The sequence below is a fragment of the Methanocella sp. MCL-LM genome (genome assembly GCF_049676595.1).
Taxonomy (GTDB): domain Archaea; phylum Halobacteriota; class Methanocellia; order Methanocellales; family Methanocellaceae; genus Methanocella_A.
In genome coordinates this window covers 277,033-294,400 of record NZ_CP187259.1, presented here as the reverse complement: position 1 = coordinate 294,400, position 17,368 = coordinate 277,033, and the positions used below count along the sequence as shown (strand labels likewise).

Genomic DNA, 17,368 nt, shown 5'->3' with positions numbered 1-17,368 from the left:
TTTTTATTTCACCTTCACAGTAACGGGTATCCATCCAGTAACATTAGCGGGAATACTTTCACCGATATACGCATGATATGATGCGGAATATTGTCCAGCACTGGATTTTCCCGTAACGTCTAATACGAGATCAAAAATAATTGTCCCGTTATCACCTTTTGGTTTGACATCTTTACCGATGTAGACGTAGCTAGTATAGCTCTTTGATTCAGTATTGGAGTCAGGTAACTTATTAAACAGTGAAGCCTCTGAAGACACAGGATATAAAGGAAACTCCTTTGCATCTGTGATTACCCGCACATCTTCATCATGAGGCCTTTCAGGAAGCTCCCGGCTTAAATGCATATCGATGTTGGTCAGATCTATATCATTAGTCTGAAGGGCATACATTTTGCCACGATCTGTATCAACAGTACGAAGCGACCAGTTACCGCTCAATGTAAAACTATTGTCATCCGCAAACAAAGGTTGACCCTCCATTACAGGTATAGGGACAAAGATCTCCGTAAATCCTTCACCCCTAAATCCATCAAGACCGGTCACCCCGATTTGGTAGAGACTAAAAGGCGGACGGGATGGCTCACCACACCCTGATGTTAAAACCGAAAGGGCGATCAACAACAGGCAGAGTATCACTAGTAACGTATTATGAGGAACTCTGAGTCTATACCAACTTCCCATACAACCACCATTAAATATTACGCTTAATAATAAAAAATTAACTTAAGGATCTGAACTCGTTGCATATTCGATCATACCCATACTGAACTTTTGCTGCTCCTCTAAGAGCCAGTTCGTGCTTTCTACCACACCAGGATCGGTCATCCAGTTGTCGGGATCTTCCTGCATCCTGTCCTGGATATAAAGCCAGTTAAGATAAGATATGCATGCCATCGTTTTAGTACCCTCTTCAGCATCCGACGGGCTATCCAGATGGTAATACTCAGTAGGCTCGTTTTCGACAGCCCGTTCATAGTGTATTCCGGGAGCATAGTTTCGCTTTGGATCGTTAGGATAGATCGGTCCCCAATTATAGAACACGTAATTCTCAAAGGCGCCATGATAGGTTTTCCAGCCCACTTTCTTTAAGGGGATCTGTATAAGCAAACCCATTTGCCTTATATCCTCGTAATTTTATTTAATTGTATCGCGACGGCTTCTTCTATCGACCGAATTCAGGTCAGCAGGGGATGTATAAAATTTTTTAACGTTATAACTTATTTAGCGCCTATAAAAAAATTTATAACCTAGTAGTGCATAGGATAGAACATGCCTCGTAAGCAAAAGCTGGACTCGACGATTCAAGAGATCATGATTGTCGAAGACCCCCACGCCATCAAGTTGCTATGCAGTCCCAAGTATGCTGAGATCATTCGGATAGTTAGCGAGGAAGAATTTTCCGTGTCCGATGTGGCCAGGAAGCTCGGTGCCAATTCAGGCTCCATATACTATCATATGAAGGAGCTGGAAAAGCATGGCCTGGTCAGGCTGGTCAGGGAAGAGATCGCCGGAGGCGTGGTCAAGAAGTACTATCGCAAAGCGGCCATGAACTTCACTTTTAACATGTCTGATCCGTCGAGCGCCGCGGCAGCGGCCGAGGCTGGCATCAACGCGGAGTTCTGGGAGAAGCTGATCAAGTCGCTGAGCTACATGGGGTACAACGTCTTACCGGGAAAAATGGCCGAGGCGAAGCGCGACCTGATGGCTATGGATGGGAGAAGCAAGGCCATTCTCGCGGAACTGCAGCAGTCGGGCCTGGAACAGGTAGAGAAAGATCGCCTGGTCGTGGCTAACGCCTACCAGGTTGGGATCATGCTACGGCTGGTTGAAGACGAGCAGTTCCTGGAGGCGGCCAGAAAGTTCAGCGCCGGGTTCCTGCGGGAACGCGCCGGGAAACAGGATTCAAAGAAGAAAGGTGGAGAACATGAGTAAAACGGCTATCGAAAACAGAGAAGTATCGTGGAACGTTCAGGGTATTCCCGTATGCGGGACGATTACAGCGCCGGTAGATAAAGAGGCGCATTCGGCAATTATCTTTATAGCAGGCAGCGGCCCGACAGACAGAGACTGGTGCACGCCGCTTCTGCCCGGAACGAACGGCAGCGCCAAATTGCTGGCTGAAGCGCTCGCAAGCGAGGGTTTTGCTACTCTGCGCTTTGATAAGCTCGGATCCGGGCCCCACGTCGTGGAGAACTTATCAAAATTTACCGGCAAAATTTGCATGCAATACTACATAGAGGAGATTACAGGCGCCGTTGAAACAGTACTGGCAGAAACAAACGTTAAAAAGGACAATCTGTTCGTGCTGGCCAACAGTGAAGGCACCATTCATGCCGTTAACTACCAGCTGCAGGCAAAGAACAATCGCTTCAAAGGGCTGGTACTGACCGGAGCGCCCGCAAGATCGATGGGCGACTTAGCCAGGGTCCAGCTCTCGAAGCAATTTGAGCCTTTGCCCGGCGGAGAACTCGTCATGAAACATTACGATGAGGCTGTAGCACAGTTTACCACCGGTAAGCCAGTTACCCCCGATCCTTCGCTTCCGGAAGTCCTCAAAAACATACTGCTAACTCTAGAAACCCCATCCAACTTACCGTTTAGCAGGGAATTATGGGCTTACAGCCTCGCAGACCACATTGCAAAGGTCACTGAGCCGTTACTTGTGGTCATCGGCAAAAAAGACATCCAGGTCGACTGGAAGGCGAATGGCGAGGCCCTGGAAGAAGCAGCCCGGCAAAACTCAGAGGCAACTTTCCTGTACCCGGAAACCGCCAATCATGTGCTAAAGCATGAAGAGGCCCCTGTAGAAAAACTGGACCCCCAGAGTGTTAGCTTGAACTATAACGCTCCAGGCATAGAGCTTGATGAAGAAGCCGTAAATGCCATCATAAACTGGCTTAAAAAATTTTAAACGCCACAAGAAATGCATGGGTGCGTCGACTGCACCTAAATTCTGAGAAAAGACCGGGCATTAACGGCTCGCCGCTGATGTCGAAAGAGATATGGGTCGCCGGCACCGTCAAGGGTTAAAGGAAAACCAGTCGTAGTTATGTTATATAAAATGGATGTGATATATGGCAACACGAGTTGCCTATACATATCCCCCACTTTCTTTCGAGAAGACCTATATTAAAACCCGGTCTTCCAGTTCTCTCACGAGCCGCTCCACCGCCGCATCGGCGTCCTCGGACTTCCTGCCTCTGGCGACGACCAGTTTTCCGGACCCGGGCAACAGTATGATGAAAAAAGTTATGGTGGCTGCGAGAGCGATCTGTTTGTTAGTAAGCTAAAAACGGTATGAGCTACCGTTAAGCCTCGGGCGTACTCAAGTACCCTTTTTGGCGGAGCCAGTCTGCCTGAGGGCCGGTGTACCTGTACGTGACGTCGGCTTTATCTTCCTGAATCTCCCAGGGCACTATGATGACTATGTCGCCTTCCCGGATCCAGGTCCTCTTTTTCATCGTGCCCTTGATGCGGCACATTCTGGTGACGCCGTCCATACATACGACGTTTAGATGGCTTGCCCCGAGTAGTTTGGTCACGGTGCCTAACATTTCCCTGTCATTTTTCCTGGGAGTCCTTACCCTGGTTACTTCGCTGCCGGCTTGCACCGGTCTCTTGTGGCCCTGGCCTTTTGGTTTATACAGTATTTCACCTTCGGATTAAAAATTTAGTCGCATCGATTTAATTTTTATAAAACTAAAAAGAAAAAGATTGGTCCATGCAATAAGATCTTAAATCTTAGAACCTGGGCTTCCTGTGCTTCGGGAGGCAGTCCTGACAATAGACCGGCCTGTCACCGCTGGGAGCAAAGGGTACTTCACATTCTTTCTTGCAGTCGGCGCAAACGGCCTTGTGCATTTCTCTCGGGCCGCCGAAGCTTCTCCGGGGTCCCCTAAATCCGCTGTCTCTCATGATAAGTTCTCAAGCGGATATGTTTCTACGCTGGAGAATTTTTCTCCACCGAAGAATTTCTCCGCACTAACCAAGATGGCAAGGTACTATAAAAGGGTATGTATTACCACGTATATTCCAGGGGAAAATCCTCTCTGACCTCCCGGTACCTCCCCCACCCCAGTTTTCCATGGACTTCACTTGAAACCCGTTTCATGAGATAAATCAATCAGATTGTCGCCGGGCGTACAGTATCGCGTTGCCCCTTTTCCCCACCGGTGCCAGGCAGCCCGTTTTCCGCAGGCAGTAGACCATCTTCTGGGCCAGCCTTGCAGGACTACCGGTGGCCGTAGCCAGCTCGCTAACTGAAAAAGGCTCGGCCAGGCCTGCGGGGATAAAAGCTTGCATGTCAGCCGGCGAGCTTAAGGTCCGCCTGTCTACTACCTGTAGCAGCCTGCGCTCTTCTGTCACCCACCCTCTCCGCCTCCAGCCCCGGACGCCGTCGTACCGGCGGACTTCTTCCTCCTCGATCAGCAGCAGCTCTATCGAGAAATTGGGGTTCTCGAGCAGCCCGGGCAGCCTCACCAGCTCCCGGAAGACGTCTTCAAAGGCGCCGCGTTTAGGCGACTTCCGGCGGATGATCGGGCCATCCCCGTTATCCGCCAGCTTCACGATCCACTTCGCGCAGGGTATGGGGTACACCAGCCGCACGGGATGGTTAGTCAGGAGCTTCTCCAGTTTCCGCTTGATGGCGCTGAAGTTCCGGGTCTGGATCTCGATCAGGAGGTCGCCGCGCACGATGTCCACGAAAAAGCCTTCCACCGGCACCTCGAACAGGTCCCCGGGCTGGGCGTACCACCGCTTCAAAGCTTCGTGCAGCGGCTTTTCGTTCAGCGTGCCAATTTTCGACGTTCCCAAGATCAGCCTCGTCCTCCTGTGTCAGACAAATAGCATAATACGACCATAGTATAAATTGTTCTATCCCCCGTCCTTCCTGTCCTCCCGGCCTCGTGTCCTCCCGCTTTTACTGCTGGAATAACGCTGGACGCCGACATTACCCGCTAAGGATAGTTACCGGTGCTCTCCATCCTTTCTTCCCGGGTAAATACCGGGATAGGTATTACATCGGCCGGGAACACTTTTTATTCAGTGTCGTATCGATGCCGGGCCTGACCAGTTTTTTTAGAGACCCCCTGTACCGGAACTCGCTATTCATCATGCTGAATACCGGGCTGGTCTCGCTTTTTAACTACCTGCTCTGGCTCCTTGCGGGTAAAGTGACCTCGGCGGAGAACGTCGGGCTGACCACTGCAGGTATATCGGCGGCTGCGATGATGGTCGCCATTTCCCGGCTGGGCATGGATGACAGCATCACCAGGTTCTTTCCGCAATCGAAAGACAGGGGTGGATTTTTAAATGCCCTGATAGCGATCATGCTTGCCGTAACGATCGTAGTAACAGCAGGCTTCATGATCGGGCTACCGTATATCTCCCCGGCGCTGCTGTTCCTCAGAGAGTGGCAATATGCTCTGCTGTTCGTCATGCTGATCTTCCTCACGGCCGTGACTAACATGCAGGGTACTGCCCTCGTGGCGATCAGAAGAGCCGACCTGGCGTTCGTGGAATACTCCCTCCTGTTCCTCAGGATACCTCTGCTTTTCCTGGCAGGGTCGCTGGGCGTGCTCGGCATTTTGCTCGCGCTGGACATTACTTATCTGGTCATGCTGGTCGTGGGCGTCATATTCCTGTACAGGATGGGCGTGACCCGCAATCTCCGCGCCGACTTCGGCCAGGCCCGAAAAACCATGAAGTACTCCCTCAGCAACTACGTGGCCCTGATCCTGTATACGGCGCCTTATACCTTGATCCCGATCCTGGTCGTGAACGTACTTGGAGCCACCGCACAGGCCTATTATTACGCCGGGTATTCCATCGCCGCGTTCCTCCTGCTGGTGCCCGATGCAATCGTGGCTTCGATGTTCGTGGAAGGGGCGCATGAGCGGCCGCTGAAGGATACGGCCTTGCGGTCGCTCAGGTTCGCCCTCGCCATCCTGGTCCCGATGGTGGTGGTCGCCGCCGTCTTCGGCGATAATCTGCTGCGCCTGTTCAGCCCCGAACACTCGGCCGCAGCGTATCAGCTGCTGATGCTGCTGGCGATATCCAGCCTGTTCTACGCGGTCATAGAGGTCTACTTCACCGTGATGCAGGTCCGGAAAAACCTCGTGATGCTGAATTTCGTCAGGCTGTCTGTCACGGCCTTGACGCTCGGCCTGGGCTACGTGTTACTGCAGAAGCTGGGCCTGATCGGCATAGGCTATGCGTGGCTGCTGGCCTGCGTGGTGGTATCCGTTTTCTCGGGCTGGATGATGCTGTCTAAAAAGACCTGGCAATAGCAGGCGGGAGGTTATGCCGGGTGGCTGGCTTCCCGGCTTCCCGGCCTCGGGCTGACGGCCTAACCGACCGGCTCAAAGCCTGTCTGCCGGCATCCCCAAAGGCAGTTCCCGACCGGTAATTGTCGTATCATGTTATAAATTTCCACTCGAAATTTTATTTATTGATGCGTCTCAATTCCATCCGCACCCGGACGGCCATAATACTGCTGTCACTCGGGGTGCTGATCGTGCTGGTGGTCGGCGGCTTGTGGGTTTACTCCACGTACACGTCGATGAAGACGGATATCCGCCAGTCCAACCTGGAGGACGCCCGGACAATATCGGGGTACGTCGACGTATTTATGAACAACATAGTGATCGCGGAAAGAGTCACTGCAGGCAATCCGGATACGATCGACGCGGTCAGGCGTAACGATACCGGGAGGTTAAAGGCCATCGGGGACAACATGGCGTCGACCATACCAGATCTCGACGTCGCGGTCATCCTGGATACGAATGCCAACGTGCTATATCACTCTAAAGGTGCTAACACTACCGGGTTTATCCACTCTGGCTGGTACGATCTGGCGAGGCAACAAAACGGCACGTTCGTCACCGGGCTCTATTACAGCGAAAGCCTCAGGGACTACGTTTTTTCAGTTTCTGTCCCCGTGATCGACCGGGGCTCCGTAGTCGGGTATATTGTCGCGTCGGTCGATCCCCGGCGGCTCGACAGGGAGATACAGCAGCGGCAGACCAGCCCTGACCGGAATATCCTGGTAGTGGACAGCGGGGGCGTGGTCGTTTCTCACGACGAGAGGACTTACGTCGAGAAGAACTCCGACTTTTCCTTTGCCACTCCCGTCAGGAAGGTGATAAACGGCACGGAGGGCTTGATGGAAACCAGCGAGACGTACGACGGGCAGTACAGAATCGTCGGCTTTTCTCCCGTGCCCCTGTCCGGGTGGGGCTCCGTCGTGACCACTCCCTTGACCGTGGTATACGAGCAGATCTTCCGGCGAATTCTCGAGATACTTGCGCTGCTGCTGAGTTTGTCCCTGCCGATAATCGTGGTCAGCTACTTTGTCTCGAGCTACCTCACCGCGCCAATCGTCGAACTGTCCGACACCATGCGCAGGGTTTCCGCCGGCAGCCTCCACGAGCGGGCCAGGACCGATCGCAAGGACGAGATCGGGGACCTGTCCAGGACGTTCAACTCCATGATGGACGACCTGGAGCGAACTACAGAGCTCGAACGGACCGTGGAGATCTCCCGGAAGTACCAGCTGATCTTCCAGCGGGCCAGAGACGCGATCCTTTTCACGAATATCACCGGCAGGGTTCTTGACGCTAATAAGGCAGCATGCGAGTTATATGGCTATACCAAAGACGAGCTGCTGACCAAAACTGTGTCAGATTTCCGCTTACCCGATGATCGGTCCGGCGCGCCGGAAATGCTCAGGAAGTGCTATGACGAGGGCTGTTTCTACCAGACCTCCGTGGTCAGGAAGGACGGCAGCATATTCCTCGCCGAAGTCAGCTCGGCAGGCGCGAGCATCCGAAATAAGCCGGTGCTGGTGGCCATAGTCAGAGACGTCACCGATCGGGTGGAGAGGGAGAAGGAGCTCAGGCTGGCGAGGTTCTCCCTCGATCACGCCACCGATATGATCTTCTTTATCCAGGAGGACGGGCGTATCTTCTACGCCAACCAGTCGGCCTGCAGACAATACGGGTACAGCTGTGAAGAGCTGCGCTCGATGACCATGCAGGACATCAATCCCGCGTACGGAGCGGATGGCTGGCAGGTCCGCTGGGACGCGATCAAGGAGAAGGGCTCCCTGTCGTACGAAACCGAGAACAGGGCCCGGGACGGCAGAATTTTCCCGATCGAGGTGGCCGCGAGCTACCTGCGGTTCGATGACCTGGAGCTGGTTTGTGCCTACGGCCGGGATATTACCGAGCGTAAACGGTCTCAGAAAGCTCTCGCCGATGCCAAGGGCCAGTCGGACCTGTACGTGGACATCATGGCCCACGACATCAACAACCTGAACCAGATCGCGCTGATGAATCTGGAAATCCTGCAGTTAGAGGAAACCCTCACAGACGACGAGCGGGAGATGGTCAACAACATTCAGACTGCCATTTACGGTAGTATCAACCTCATCGAGAACGTGCGGAAAATCCAGAAGATCGCTTCGGGCGAGCTTCACCCTGAGCCTGTTGATATCGCTGGCATGATCTCTAAATGTATCGAGGAAGCCCCGAGGCCCGCCGGCAAAACTGTCAGAATTGAGTTCGCTTCCCCCGGGGAGAAAATCGTGACAGGCGCCCCTCTCCTCAAGGAAGTCTTCTGCAACCTCATCAACAACTCGATTAAATACTCGGGGGCTGAGGTGAGGATCGAGATCACGATCGACGAGGTGGAAAGAGCAGGCATCAGGTATTACCGGACGACGATCACGGACAACGGCTACGGCATCCAGGACCAGGTGAAGACGAAGCTGTTCAGGAGGTTCCAGCGCGGGACTACCAAGGCTCACGGGAAGGGGCTCGGGCTGTACATCGTAAAAATGCTGGTCGAGCGGTTCGGGGGGTCAGTCGCTGTCGAAGACCGGGTCCCCGGCGAGTATGCCCGGGGAAGTAAATTCATCGTATACTTACCCCGGCTATCCTAAATCGATCTATCGTGCTTTCAGGCTCCGTCCACGCGGGTCCCTTCAAGTTAGCGATGCTGCAGAAGCTCTTCACTGCGAAAATGGCTCACCATCTGCCTGTCAGTTCCCGGGGGAATATCCGTGGCAGGATATATGCTATCTTGAGAAAAATTATATAATATAAGTTAGAAGGTTCATCATCTCATTGAGCGTGCAATCATGACCGCTGGTATCCGGGAATCAGGCATCGACGTGTTGGGGCCGGTACCCTGGGGTACGCATTTCTGCCTGTTCTACCAGACTAAGCAAGATTTGATCGACGTCATCATCCCTTATGTTAAGGCCGGCCTGGAGAACAACGAATTCTGCATGTGGGTCACTTCCGAGCCTTTCGAGGCCGGCGAGGCCAGGGCCCGGATGGCCGAGGCTGTGCCTGACTTCGCGACATACCTGGAGCGGGGGCAGATCGAGATCCTGCCTTACGATCAATGGTACGTGATCGACGGCGTCTTCAATTCGAAGAGGGTGCTCAACGGCTGGGTAGATAAGCTCAAGGCGGCCCTGGCCAGAGGTTTCAGCGGGCTGAGGCTGACGGGTAACACGTTCTGGCTGGAAAAGGCAGACTGGAAGGACTTTCTCGACTACGAGCAGGATGTGAACGACACCGTCGGCCAGCACAGCATGATCGCTCTCTGCACTTATTCCCTGGACCGGTGCGGCGCCTACGATATTCTGGACGTGGTCAGCACCCATCAGTTTGCACTGAGCCGGCAGGAAGGCGGGTGGAAGGTTATCGAGAGCAAGGAGCAGGCGGAAGCGAGGAGAGCCCTCCGGGAGAGCGAAGTCAGATTCCGGTCGCTGATCCAGAACTCGTCCGACATCATCCGGATCCTGGACAGGGAAGGCCGCATAATCTACGATTCTCCGTCGTCGGAGCGGATCCTGGGCTACCCTTCAGGCTCTCTGCTGGGCAGGTCGCCCATGGACTTCATCCACCCCGACGACCTGGAGCTGGTGCGGAGCAGCCTGAGTAGTATTTACGCGGGGACCAACCCCGGGACCCCTACGGAGTTCAGGATCCTGAAAGCCGACGGCGAGTACCTGGACGTCGAATCGACCGGCTCGAACATGATCGGCGTCCCGGGGGTGGATGGCATCGTGATCACCACCAGGCCCATCACCGAGCGCAAGAGGGCTGAAAAGGAGCTGGAAGAAGCCAAGCTTCAGGCCGAGCTATACCTGGACCTGATGGGCCACGACATCAGCAACATGCACCAGATTATGATGATGCAGCTGGAGCTGGCCGGGGAGACCCTGGAACACAAAGGAAAGCTCGAGGGCCGAGACAGGGAAGTTCTAGACTCCCTGGCGGCGACTCTGGAGAAAGCCGCGAGGCTCATCGACAACGTCAGGAAGCTGCAGAAGCTCAATTCGGGCGAGTACGCCCTGGAGCCGGTTGACCTCGGCGTGGTCCTCCCGGAGGTCCTGAAGATGTATTCGGGCCTGCCCGGCAGGGATATCGCCATAACTTTTTCCGGGTGCGAGGGCAGCCTGGTGCAGGCTAACCTGCTGCTGAAGGACGTGTTCATGAACCTGCTGGACAACGCGGTGAAGCATTCCGCCGGCCCGCTGGATATCGCCGTGGACGTGCGCCGGGTCGTCTCGAACGGCCCCTGTTACTACCGGGTGGCAATAGAGGATAATGGTAAGGGTATTCCCGACGAGAAGAAGGAAGAAGTGTTCCAGCGCTTCAAGCGCGGCCAAACTAAAGCGAAAGGCACAGGGCTGGGCCTTTACCTCGTCAGGAGCCTGGTGGAAGGCTTCGGCGGCCGCGTAGAAGTGGAGAACCGGGTTCCGGGAGACTACGGGAAGGGCACCCGGTTCTCGGTGTACCTGCCGGCGATCGACGAAGCGCTGTAGCAGGCCAGCCATCCCTGCGGCAGGATACGCCAGGCAGTCCAGCAGGAGCGGAAGTCGGATGGTACATACCGGCTGACAGGCAGGACAGGTGCCAAGCTCAAGTATATCAACTAGAGGATATTACATTTAATATCAATTATAATATTTATACACATCAGATATGACCAAGGCAAGATCGAATGTGTTATGTCCCGGCCTACTTATACAGTGAAACCTAAGCTGGGGCCGAAGCCTGGAAAAATTTCCGGCTCAGTCCCGGATAAGCGTGTCGATCAGGAAGAGAGGCTTCGCCTGACCCAGTACTCCGTGGACCACTTCCCAGAGTCGGCCATCTGGACCGACATGAACTCCCGCATTCTCTACGTAAACGACGCGACGTGCGCAATGCTGGGCTATACCCGGGACGAGTTGCTGGTCATGTCGGTGCCGGACATCGATCCCAACTACCCCCGCGGGCGCTTCGCCGCTTTTATCCGGTCCATAAAAGAGTGTAAAGCTCTCACCTTTGAATCCGGGCATATTACGAAAACCGGCCGCAGAATCCCTGTGGAGGTCACCGCCCATTATCAAAAATACGGCGACCAGGAGTACATCATCTCCTTCAGCCGGGACATCTCCGGGAGGAAGAAAATCGAGGATGCCCTGCGGGAAAGCGAGGAGCGATACCGCAGCCTGGTAGAGAACATCAACGACATGGTCTGGGAAACGGATCTGCAGTTTACCTGTACCTACGCCAGCCCTAAAACCCTGGACATCATGGGGTATGCCCCTGCAGAGGTCGTCGGTAAAAAGCCCTTTGACTTCATCTGCCCCGAGGATATCCCCCGGACCAGAGAGGCACTGACCCTGGCCATCCAGGGCCGCAAGCCCCTGATGCTGCTCGACTACCGGGTGCGGAGGAAGGATGGCAGAGTCATCTGCCTGGAGACTAACGGAGAGCCTATCCTGGGCCCCGGTGGTATCCTGACCGGATACCGGGGCGTCAACAGGGACGTGACCGAGAGAAAGGAGGCTGAGGAGGCCCTGCGTAAGAACGAGCAGTTTTTGAGCCGCATCTTCGACAGCTTCCAGGATGGCATCAGCATCCTGGACAAGGACCTGAAGATAGTCCGGGTGAACCGTATCATGGAAGAGTGGCACTACTTCATGAGGCCTCTGGAAGGAAAAATGTGCTACTACGCTTACCATATGCAGAACAAGCCCTGTGAAGTCTGCCCCAGCCTCAGGGCGATGAGGCTGAAAACCATGCAGAGCAATATTCTGCCTCTTCCGGATAAGCACGGCAATCAAGTGGGCTGGCTCGAGGTTTATTCGTTCCCCCTGTTCGACGACAGGGGGAACGTCACAGGCGTCATCGAACACGTCCGGGACATCACCGAGAGAAAAAAGATAGCCCTGGCCCTGGAGGACGAGAAATCGAGGGCTGAGCTGTACCTCGACCTGATGAGCCACGACATCAACAACCTGAACCAGATCGGCATAGGCTTCCTGGAAATGCTCCTCGACTCCCCCCGGCTGGATGGGCGGGAGAAGGAGCTTCTGGCGAAATCCATGGAGTCCCTGGAAGGCAGCACCCGCCTCATCCAGAACGTCCGGAAGCTCCAGCAGGTCAGATCGGGTGAGATGCGCACCCAGAAGATAGCCGTCGGACAGGTGATCGATGAGGTAAAGTCCTATTACACCAGCACTAAGGGCGGAGAGAAGATCGACTATGCTCCTGCTTACGGCTGCGCAGTGATGGCAAACGGACTGCTGTTCGACGTCTTCTCCAACCTCGTGGGCAACGCGATCAAGCACTCGGCCGAGAAAGGCAGCCCGACCGTAAGCATCAGGTCCGAGGAGACGGTAGAACGTGGAAAAAAGTACTGCCGGATCACCGTCGAGGACAACGGGCCCGGCATACCCGACGAGCTGAAGGACCGGATTTTCGACCGGCTCCGCCAGGGCGCCACCAGGGCTGGTGGCAAAGGCCTCGGCCTGTACCTGGTGAAGTCGCTGGTCGAGAGCTACGCCGGCCGGGTGTGGGTCGAAGACCGGGTGCCGGGCGATCATACCCGGGGCTCGAGATTCGTGGTCATGCTGCCCGCAGCAGAGCAATAGCCCGGCAACAAGCGCCACCATGTACTTTCCGCCGGAATATGGCCCACGCCCTACTGGCCCCCGCCGAGCGCGTTTACCACGCCAATTCTATAAATAAAAGCGTCGTCCTGCATATGATATAGGAGTCATTTTCATGGCGGAGACGTCGCAGCTAGTAATGGATACCAGTGATGCCAGCTTTGACAGCGCTATCAAGAGCAGCCGGGTGGTCGTCGTGGATTGCTGGGCCCCCTGGTGCGGACCTTGCAGGATCCTGGCGCCCACCATCGAGGGTCTCGCCAAAGACTACGACGGCCGGGTCAAGTTCTACAAGCTCAACACTGACGACAACCCCCAGGTAGCCTCCCAGTTCCGCATCAGGAGCATCCCCACGCTCTTCATCTTCGCGGACGGCAAGCTGGCCGACACCATCATCGGCGCGGTGCCCCGCCAGTACATCGAGGGCAAACTTGAGCCTCTCCTCAAGTAAGTGACACTGCAGCAGCCGCCCTGCCCGAAACCATTTAAGCCTTAAGAGCCTATATCCTAGGGGTAACCATATTATGGCAGAGACTTCACAATTCGTAACCGACCTCACCGACGCCACCTTCGACGACGCGATCAAGTCGGGCTCCGTTACAGTCATCGATTGCTGGGCACCATGGTGCGGCCCGTGCAGAATGCTAGCGCCCACTATCGAGACGCTGGCCAAGGAATACGAAGGCAAAGTCAAGTTCTACAAGCTCAACACCGACGAGAGTACCAAAGTCGTCCAGCAGTTCAAGATCTTCAGCATCCCGACCCTGCTCATCTTCGCCAAAGGCAAGCAGGCCGACACCATCGTCGGCGCTGTTCCCAGGCAGTACATCGAGGGCAGACTCAAGCCCCTGCTGGAAAACCAGTAAAAACACTTTTTCTTCTTTACTTGCGCTAAAAATACCACGGCGACACTGCTCCTTGTCCTGGCGACCGGAAATCCGAGACTGGAACCACGGCGGCACAACGACACGGAGACAATGCGTATCAGTACAACCGATTGGAGACTGGAACCACGGCGACACAGCGGCACAGAGACAATGCGTACTGGAATACGATCGCTCATTTTTTAGATCCACGGCGGCACGGCGGGCTGACTACACGGAGACAAGCCTCCCGCAGTAACGGACTGGAAACCTGGATTAACGGATAATACTACTATATTCTGGCAGGTCATGCTTAATCGATAGACCGGTAACCATACTGATCAATACACTGTCTCCGTGCCGCCGTGGACTAAAAAAGAGATATTGTTTTACGGTACTCAGTTGTCTCTGTGTCGCCGTGCCGTCGTGGTTCAAATAACCATCCTGCCATCGTTTCTCGAATAGTCGCTGTGTCGCCGTGCCGCCGTGGTTTATCTCTCCACTCAAACCCGGACTTTCAGCTTCTCCCGCAGCTTCGCGCGGAGGTAGCTCTTGTAGAACTCCTTCTTCTTCAGCGGAGACCCCGCGGCCGTGCCTAACGCTTCCAGCTCAGTCTTTCTGGCGTGCTTGACGAACCAGTCGTTTTCACCTTTCCAGTAGTCGTCCTGCATGTACGGGAGGGACAGGTTGTTCTGCGCTCTCAGCAGGTCGTTCTTGCTCAGAGGTTCCTGGACGCTCTTCCACACGTCCTTGAGCCAGGTGTTGACGTCGGCGGACTCGATGCCGAGGAAGGCGGCTTTGGAGGCGTGGAGGCCGGACAGGTGGGCGGCGTTGATGCTGCCGCTCATGACGGACTTGGCGATCATGCCGGACCACGGGGAAAAGTCAGTGAGGACGCCGATGGGGATGCCCTTTTCTGACAGCAGCTTGATCAGCGCTCTGCAGCCTCTGGCCGGCTGGCCGCCGAGGTGGATGAGCCCGATGTTTAGTTCGTCGGCGACCTTCAGCTTTTTCAGGTCCATGAACACACCGGTCTTCTCGATCGGTATGACCGCCTTGACGCCGTACTTCTTGATCTCCCATTGGCCTGCGAACCCGGTGATGCTCTGCTCTCGCTCGCCGCAGGTGAACTCGGTGCCCTCCTCGTCCACGATGGTGATGTCACCGTAGATTAATCCCTTTGGGTCGGCGATGATGTTCAGGTTTTCACGATGCAGGCGGATGATACGCTCCAGCGTATCGATCAGCCGATCGCTTTCGCCCTGCCCTGCAATGTCCATCCACGGGTACTTCTGGAACTGGTTCTTGAGCATGTAGTAGCAGTCCCTCTTTGTGGAAACGGAGTTGGCCACGATGGTCTCGATGATGTGGTTGACCAGGAACTGCAGCTTTGCCAGCGAGGCCGCCTGGTCGATGTTGGAGGTGGTCATGGAGAGCGTGTCGCCCGAGGTGCTGTACCCGTCCACGTCGTCGTACTCGACCGATGCCCTGTCCACTTTGAGCGCCTTGAACGTGTAGGGCAGCGCGTTCTCCACCCGGATCATGGCGCCGAGACAGTAGGCGGATAGCACCATGATGGACTGCTCCTGGTCCTTCGTGAGCCGCCGGTCTTTCAGGATGTCGTGGGCCATGGCCATCGTGGAACCGTCGCTGACCCGGGGGGAGAGCATCTTCACGAAGTCCTGGCGCTTCGCAGCGCAGGCGACTTCGTAGACGGTCTCGAACTCGTCGGCCATCGCGCCGTCCTCGATCGCCTCGTAGAGCTTATCTTTCTTCATTCGGGGAGCCATGTTCAGTCACCTCCCGCCGCTGCCGCCGCCCGCCGCGTCTCATGCGCCCGCCTCTCCGGCTTCTCTTCCCGGAAGACGTCCAGCTCATACTCGTCCTCTACCTCGGAAACGCACTGGTCGAAGCCGAAGGCTGCGGCGTACTCCGCTCCCGCGACCTTCGTCCCCGCGTACCGGTTGATCTGCCTCAGGAGCAGAGAGTGGATGATCGCCTTGCGCTTGCCTTTGACCGCCTCTTCCTCGGACTTCTTGATCCGGCGGATGTGCCTCGAAATCTTCCGACCGCACTCCTGGATCGCGAGGCGGATTTCTTCGTAGTACTCGTCTACGAACTTGATCGCTTCCTTGCTCTCGCTCGTGTAGGGGATGTTCACGCCGGCCACGTGGACGAACAGGTGGCTGCGAGTCTCCGGGGCGATCTCGTACCGGGCCAGCCCCGCATCTCTCGCCGCCTTCAGCGTCACGTCGCCCGACTCGGAGAACAGGAGCGGCACCCGGTTGACGAACCGGTGAATGTATACCCCCGTCACCGGATCGATGGAGGACTCGCCCGTGCCCCCGAACTCGGCTCCGCAGCCGTAGGCGATAATTACCTCCACCAGAAAGGGCTGGCCTCTCATCGCTCTCGGTTTACGGGTGACCGCTTCGATAAACGCGGGGTTGAGCCGGCTCACCACGCCCTGCACCAGCGTTGATTCTCCTACGGGTGACAGGCACTCGGTCGAAGGGGGCAAGGTCTGCACTGTACACATGGCGTCGGCCAGCGCCATCAGCTCCTCTTTCGAGAGATCCGCAGGCCGCTTCTTCACGTCCACCCGGTCCTTGCAGTGGCCGGTGATCTGCTTCACCACATCCAGCCTTACCCGGTCGAACTCGCCCTTCAGGAAGTCGGTCAGCCCGTTGTACTTCGTCCGGGAAGCGAGCCGCTTGAGCAGGTCGTAGTCCGCGCCCGAAGGGTGAGGCTTCGTCTCCACCGGGATGGCCGGCATCTCCTCTGTGCGCCGGGGCACTTCCAGCCGGTCAGTCTCGCTTACGCCATCGTAGTGCAGGCTAAGGTGAGGATTGATGGCCGCCGTCAGCTCGATGTACTCCATGATGCGGGCGGAGAACTGGGCTTCGAGAATCACGGATATCTCGACGCCCTTCCAGCCTTCGGCCTTCTCTTCCCGGGAATCGTGCACCTTCGCCGAATTCCGGTCGACGTCCACGGAGAGCTCGAAGACGTGGGCTTTCCTGCCGTTGGTCGACGTCTTTATAATGGCGTGCTCTCCCGTCTTGATCTGAGAAATGAGGACTACGGCAGATACGCCGATGCCTTGCTGGCCCCTGGACTGCCGGCGGACGCCGAACTTGCTGCCGTACAGCAGTTTCCCGAATACTAACGGGACGTTTTTCGGGAGGATGCCGGGCCCGTTGTCCCGAACTGTCAGTTTGTACCGCTTGAGCCGGCCCTTGTCGTCCAGGCTTTTCAGGTCTATCCAGACCTCCGGTAATACGCCTGCCGATTCGCATGCGTCTAATGAATTGGTGAGAATCTCGTGGATGGACATGGGGATCATCTTCACCGAGCTCTCGAAGCCGACTAAATGAGGGTTAGTGGCGATGAACTCGCTGAAGGAGATCTCCTTCATTTCCTTTGCAAGCTCTTTTGCTGTCTTGGAGTTTTTGGGTGCCATATATACGGGAATTTTCTACCCCGGAGGGTTAATATCACTTCGATAGAGCGTTCTGAAAGTATTATTGCTCATTTTACTAAACGG

The 17,368-nt window shown here is 55.6% G+C and carries 15 protein-coding genes; 8 read left to right on the top strand and 7 right to left on the bottom strand.

Features of this window, described 5'->3' with window-relative positions; all coding sequences use genetic code 11:
• Positions 1-3: 3 nt before the first annotated feature.
• Positions 4-681, bottom strand: a complete 678-nt coding sequence (locus tag ACPLPM_RS01530; protein ID WP_424358473.1) for a hypothetical protein — start codon at positions 679-681, stop codon at positions 4-6.
• Between the two features lie 42 nt (positions 682-723).
• Positions 724-1,107, bottom strand: coding sequence for a hypothetical protein (locus ACPLPM_RS01525; protein ID WP_424358472.1), 384 nt, complete (start codon positions 1,105-1,107; stop codon positions 724-726).
• Between the two features lie 162 nt (positions 1,108-1,269).
• Here ACPLPM_RS01525 and ACPLPM_RS01520 point away from each other — a divergent pair, with 162 nt between their 5' ends.
• Positions 1,270-1,932, top strand: a complete 663-nt coding sequence (locus ACPLPM_RS01520) for a helix-turn-helix domain-containing protein (protein WP_424358471.1) — start codon at positions 1,270-1,272, stop codon at positions 1,930-1,932.
• Complete coding sequence (locus ACPLPM_RS01515) at positions 1,925-2,911, top strand: alpha/beta hydrolase family protein (protein ID WP_424358470.1); 987 nt, start codon at positions 1,925-1,927, stop codon at positions 2,909-2,911. The genes ACPLPM_RS01520 and ACPLPM_RS01515 overlap by 8 nt, the downstream gene beginning before the upstream one ends.
• Positions 2,912-3,308: 397 nt before the next feature.
• Here ACPLPM_RS01515 and eif1A read toward each other — a convergent pair whose 3' ends face one another.
• From eif1A to ACPLPM_RS01500, 3 genes are all read right to left on the bottom strand, one after another.
• Positions 3,309-3,647, bottom strand: coding sequence for a translation initiation factor eIF-1A (gene eif1A / locus ACPLPM_RS01510; protein WP_424360020.1), 339 nt, complete (start codon positions 3,645-3,647; stop codon positions 3,309-3,311).
• A gap of 94 nt (positions 3,648-3,741) precedes the next feature.
• The gene (locus ACPLPM_RS01505; RefSeq protein ID WP_424358469.1) at positions 3,742-3,915 is read right to left on the bottom strand and encodes a CxxC-x17-CxxC domain-containing protein; all 174 of its coding nucleotides are present in this window, start codon (positions 3,913-3,915) and stop codon (positions 3,742-3,744) included.
• A gap of 204 nt (positions 3,916-4,119) precedes the next feature.
• Positions 4,120-4,812 carry a hypothetical protein gene (locus tag ACPLPM_RS01500; RefSeq protein ID WP_424358468.1) on the bottom strand — a complete coding sequence of 231 codons (693 nt, stop codon included), beginning with the start codon at positions 4,810-4,812 and terminating at the stop codon, positions 4,120-4,122.
• A 242-nt stretch (positions 4,813-5,054) separates the two neighbouring features.
• Here ACPLPM_RS01500 and ACPLPM_RS01495 point away from each other — a divergent pair, with 242 nt between their 5' ends.
• The 6 genes from ACPLPM_RS01495 (at position 5,055) to trxA (ACPLPM_RS01470) (ending at position 13,824) form a co-directional block, all read left to right on the top strand.
• Positions 5,055-6,287 (top strand): lipopolysaccharide biosynthesis protein, encoded by a 1,233-nt coding sequence (locus tag ACPLPM_RS01495; RefSeq protein WP_424358467.1) that lies wholly within the window; start codon positions 5,055-5,057, stop codon positions 6,285-6,287.
• 164 nt (positions 6,288-6,451) lie between these two features.
• A complete protein-coding gene (locus ACPLPM_RS01490) occupies positions 6,452-8,941 on the top strand; it encodes a PAS domain S-box protein (RefSeq protein WP_424358466.1) in 2,490 nt (829 codons plus the stop codon).
• Positions 8,942-9,139: 198 nt separating this feature from the next.
• Entirely contained in the window at positions 9,140-10,840 is a 1,701-nt protein-coding gene (locus ACPLPM_RS01485) for an MEDS domain-containing protein (RefSeq protein ID WP_424358465.1), read from the top strand.
• Between the two features lie 186 nt (positions 10,841-11,026).
• Entirely contained in the window at positions 11,027-12,940 is a 1,914-nt protein-coding gene (locus tag ACPLPM_RS01480) for a PAS domain-containing sensor histidine kinase (protein WP_424358464.1), read from the top strand.
• Positions 12,941-13,073: 133 nt separating this feature from the next.
• Positions 13,074-13,409, top strand: a complete 336-nt coding sequence (gene trxA / locus ACPLPM_RS01475; protein WP_424358463.1) for a thioredoxin — start codon at positions 13,074-13,076, stop codon at positions 13,407-13,409.
• Positions 13,410-13,482: 73 nt separating this feature from the next.
• A complete protein-coding gene (trxA, locus tag ACPLPM_RS01470; protein WP_424358462.1) occupies positions 13,483-13,824 on the top strand; it encodes a thioredoxin in 342 nt (113 codons plus the stop codon).
• Positions 13,825-14,324: 500 nt separating this feature from the next.
• Here trxA (ACPLPM_RS01470) and ACPLPM_RS01465 read toward each other — a convergent pair whose 3' ends face one another.
• Together ACPLPM_RS01465 and ACPLPM_RS01460 are read right to left on the bottom strand one after the other, a co-directional pair.
• Positions 14,325-15,611 carry a DNA topoisomerase IV subunit A gene (locus ACPLPM_RS01465; RefSeq protein WP_424358461.1) on the bottom strand — a complete coding sequence of 429 codons (1,287 nt, stop codon included), beginning with the start codon at positions 15,609-15,611 and terminating at the stop codon, positions 14,325-14,327.
• A gap of 2 nt (positions 15,612-15,613) precedes the next feature.
• Positions 15,614-17,284 carry a DNA topoisomerase VI subunit B gene (locus ACPLPM_RS01460; protein WP_424358460.1) on the bottom strand — a complete coding sequence of 557 codons (1,671 nt, stop codon included), beginning with the start codon at positions 17,282-17,284 and terminating at the stop codon, positions 15,614-15,616.
• Positions 17,285-17,368 lie beyond the last annotated feature (84 nt).

What these genes read in the sequence shown, in the direction of transcription:
- ACPLPM_RS01530 (WP_424358473.1), bottom strand. Translation starts at nt 681, where the DNA reads ATGGGAAGTTGGTATAGACTCAGAGTTCCTCATAATACGTTACTAGTG.
- ACPLPM_RS01520 (WP_424358471.1), top strand. Translation starts at nt 1,270, where the DNA reads ATGCCTCGTAAGCAAAAGCTGGACTCGACGATTCAAGAGATCATGATT.
- ACPLPM_RS01515 (WP_424358470.1), top strand. Translation starts at nt 1,925, where the DNA reads ATGAGTAAAACGGCTATCGAAAACAGAGAAGTATCGTGGAACGTTCAG.
- ACPLPM_RS01505 (WP_424358469.1), bottom strand. Translation starts at nt 3,915, where the DNA reads ATGAGAGACAGCGGATTTAGGGGACCCCGGAGAAGCTTCGGCGGCCCG.
- ACPLPM_RS01495 (WP_424358467.1), top strand. Translation starts at nt 5,055, where the DNA reads ATGCCGGGCCTGACCAGTTTTTTTAGAGACCCCCTGTACCGGAACTCG.
- ACPLPM_RS01490 (WP_424358466.1), top strand. Translation starts at nt 6,452, where the DNA reads ATGCGTCTCAATTCCATCCGCACCCGGACGGCCATAATACTGCTGTCA.
- ACPLPM_RS01485 (WP_424358465.1), top strand. Translation starts at nt 9,140, where the DNA reads ATGACCGCTGGTATCCGGGAATCAGGCATCGACGTGTTGGGGCCGGTA.
- ACPLPM_RS01480 (WP_424358464.1), top strand. Translation starts at nt 11,027, where the DNA reads ATGTCCCGGCCTACTTATACAGTGAAACCTAAGCTGGGGCCGAAGCCT.
- trxA (WP_424358463.1), top strand. Translation starts at nt 13,074, where the DNA reads ATGGCGGAGACGTCGCAGCTAGTAATGGATACCAGTGATGCCAGCTTT.
- trxA (WP_424358462.1), top strand. Translation starts at nt 13,483, where the DNA reads ATGGCAGAGACTTCACAATTCGTAACCGACCTCACCGACGCCACCTTC.
- ACPLPM_RS01465 (WP_424358461.1), bottom strand. Translation starts at nt 15,611, where the DNA reads ATGGCTCCCCGAATGAAGAAAGATAAGCTCTACGAGGCGATCGAGGAC.
- ACPLPM_RS01460 (WP_424358460.1), bottom strand. Translation starts at nt 17,284, where the DNA reads ATGGCACCCAAAAACTCCAAGACAGCAAAAGAGCTTGCAAAGGAAATG.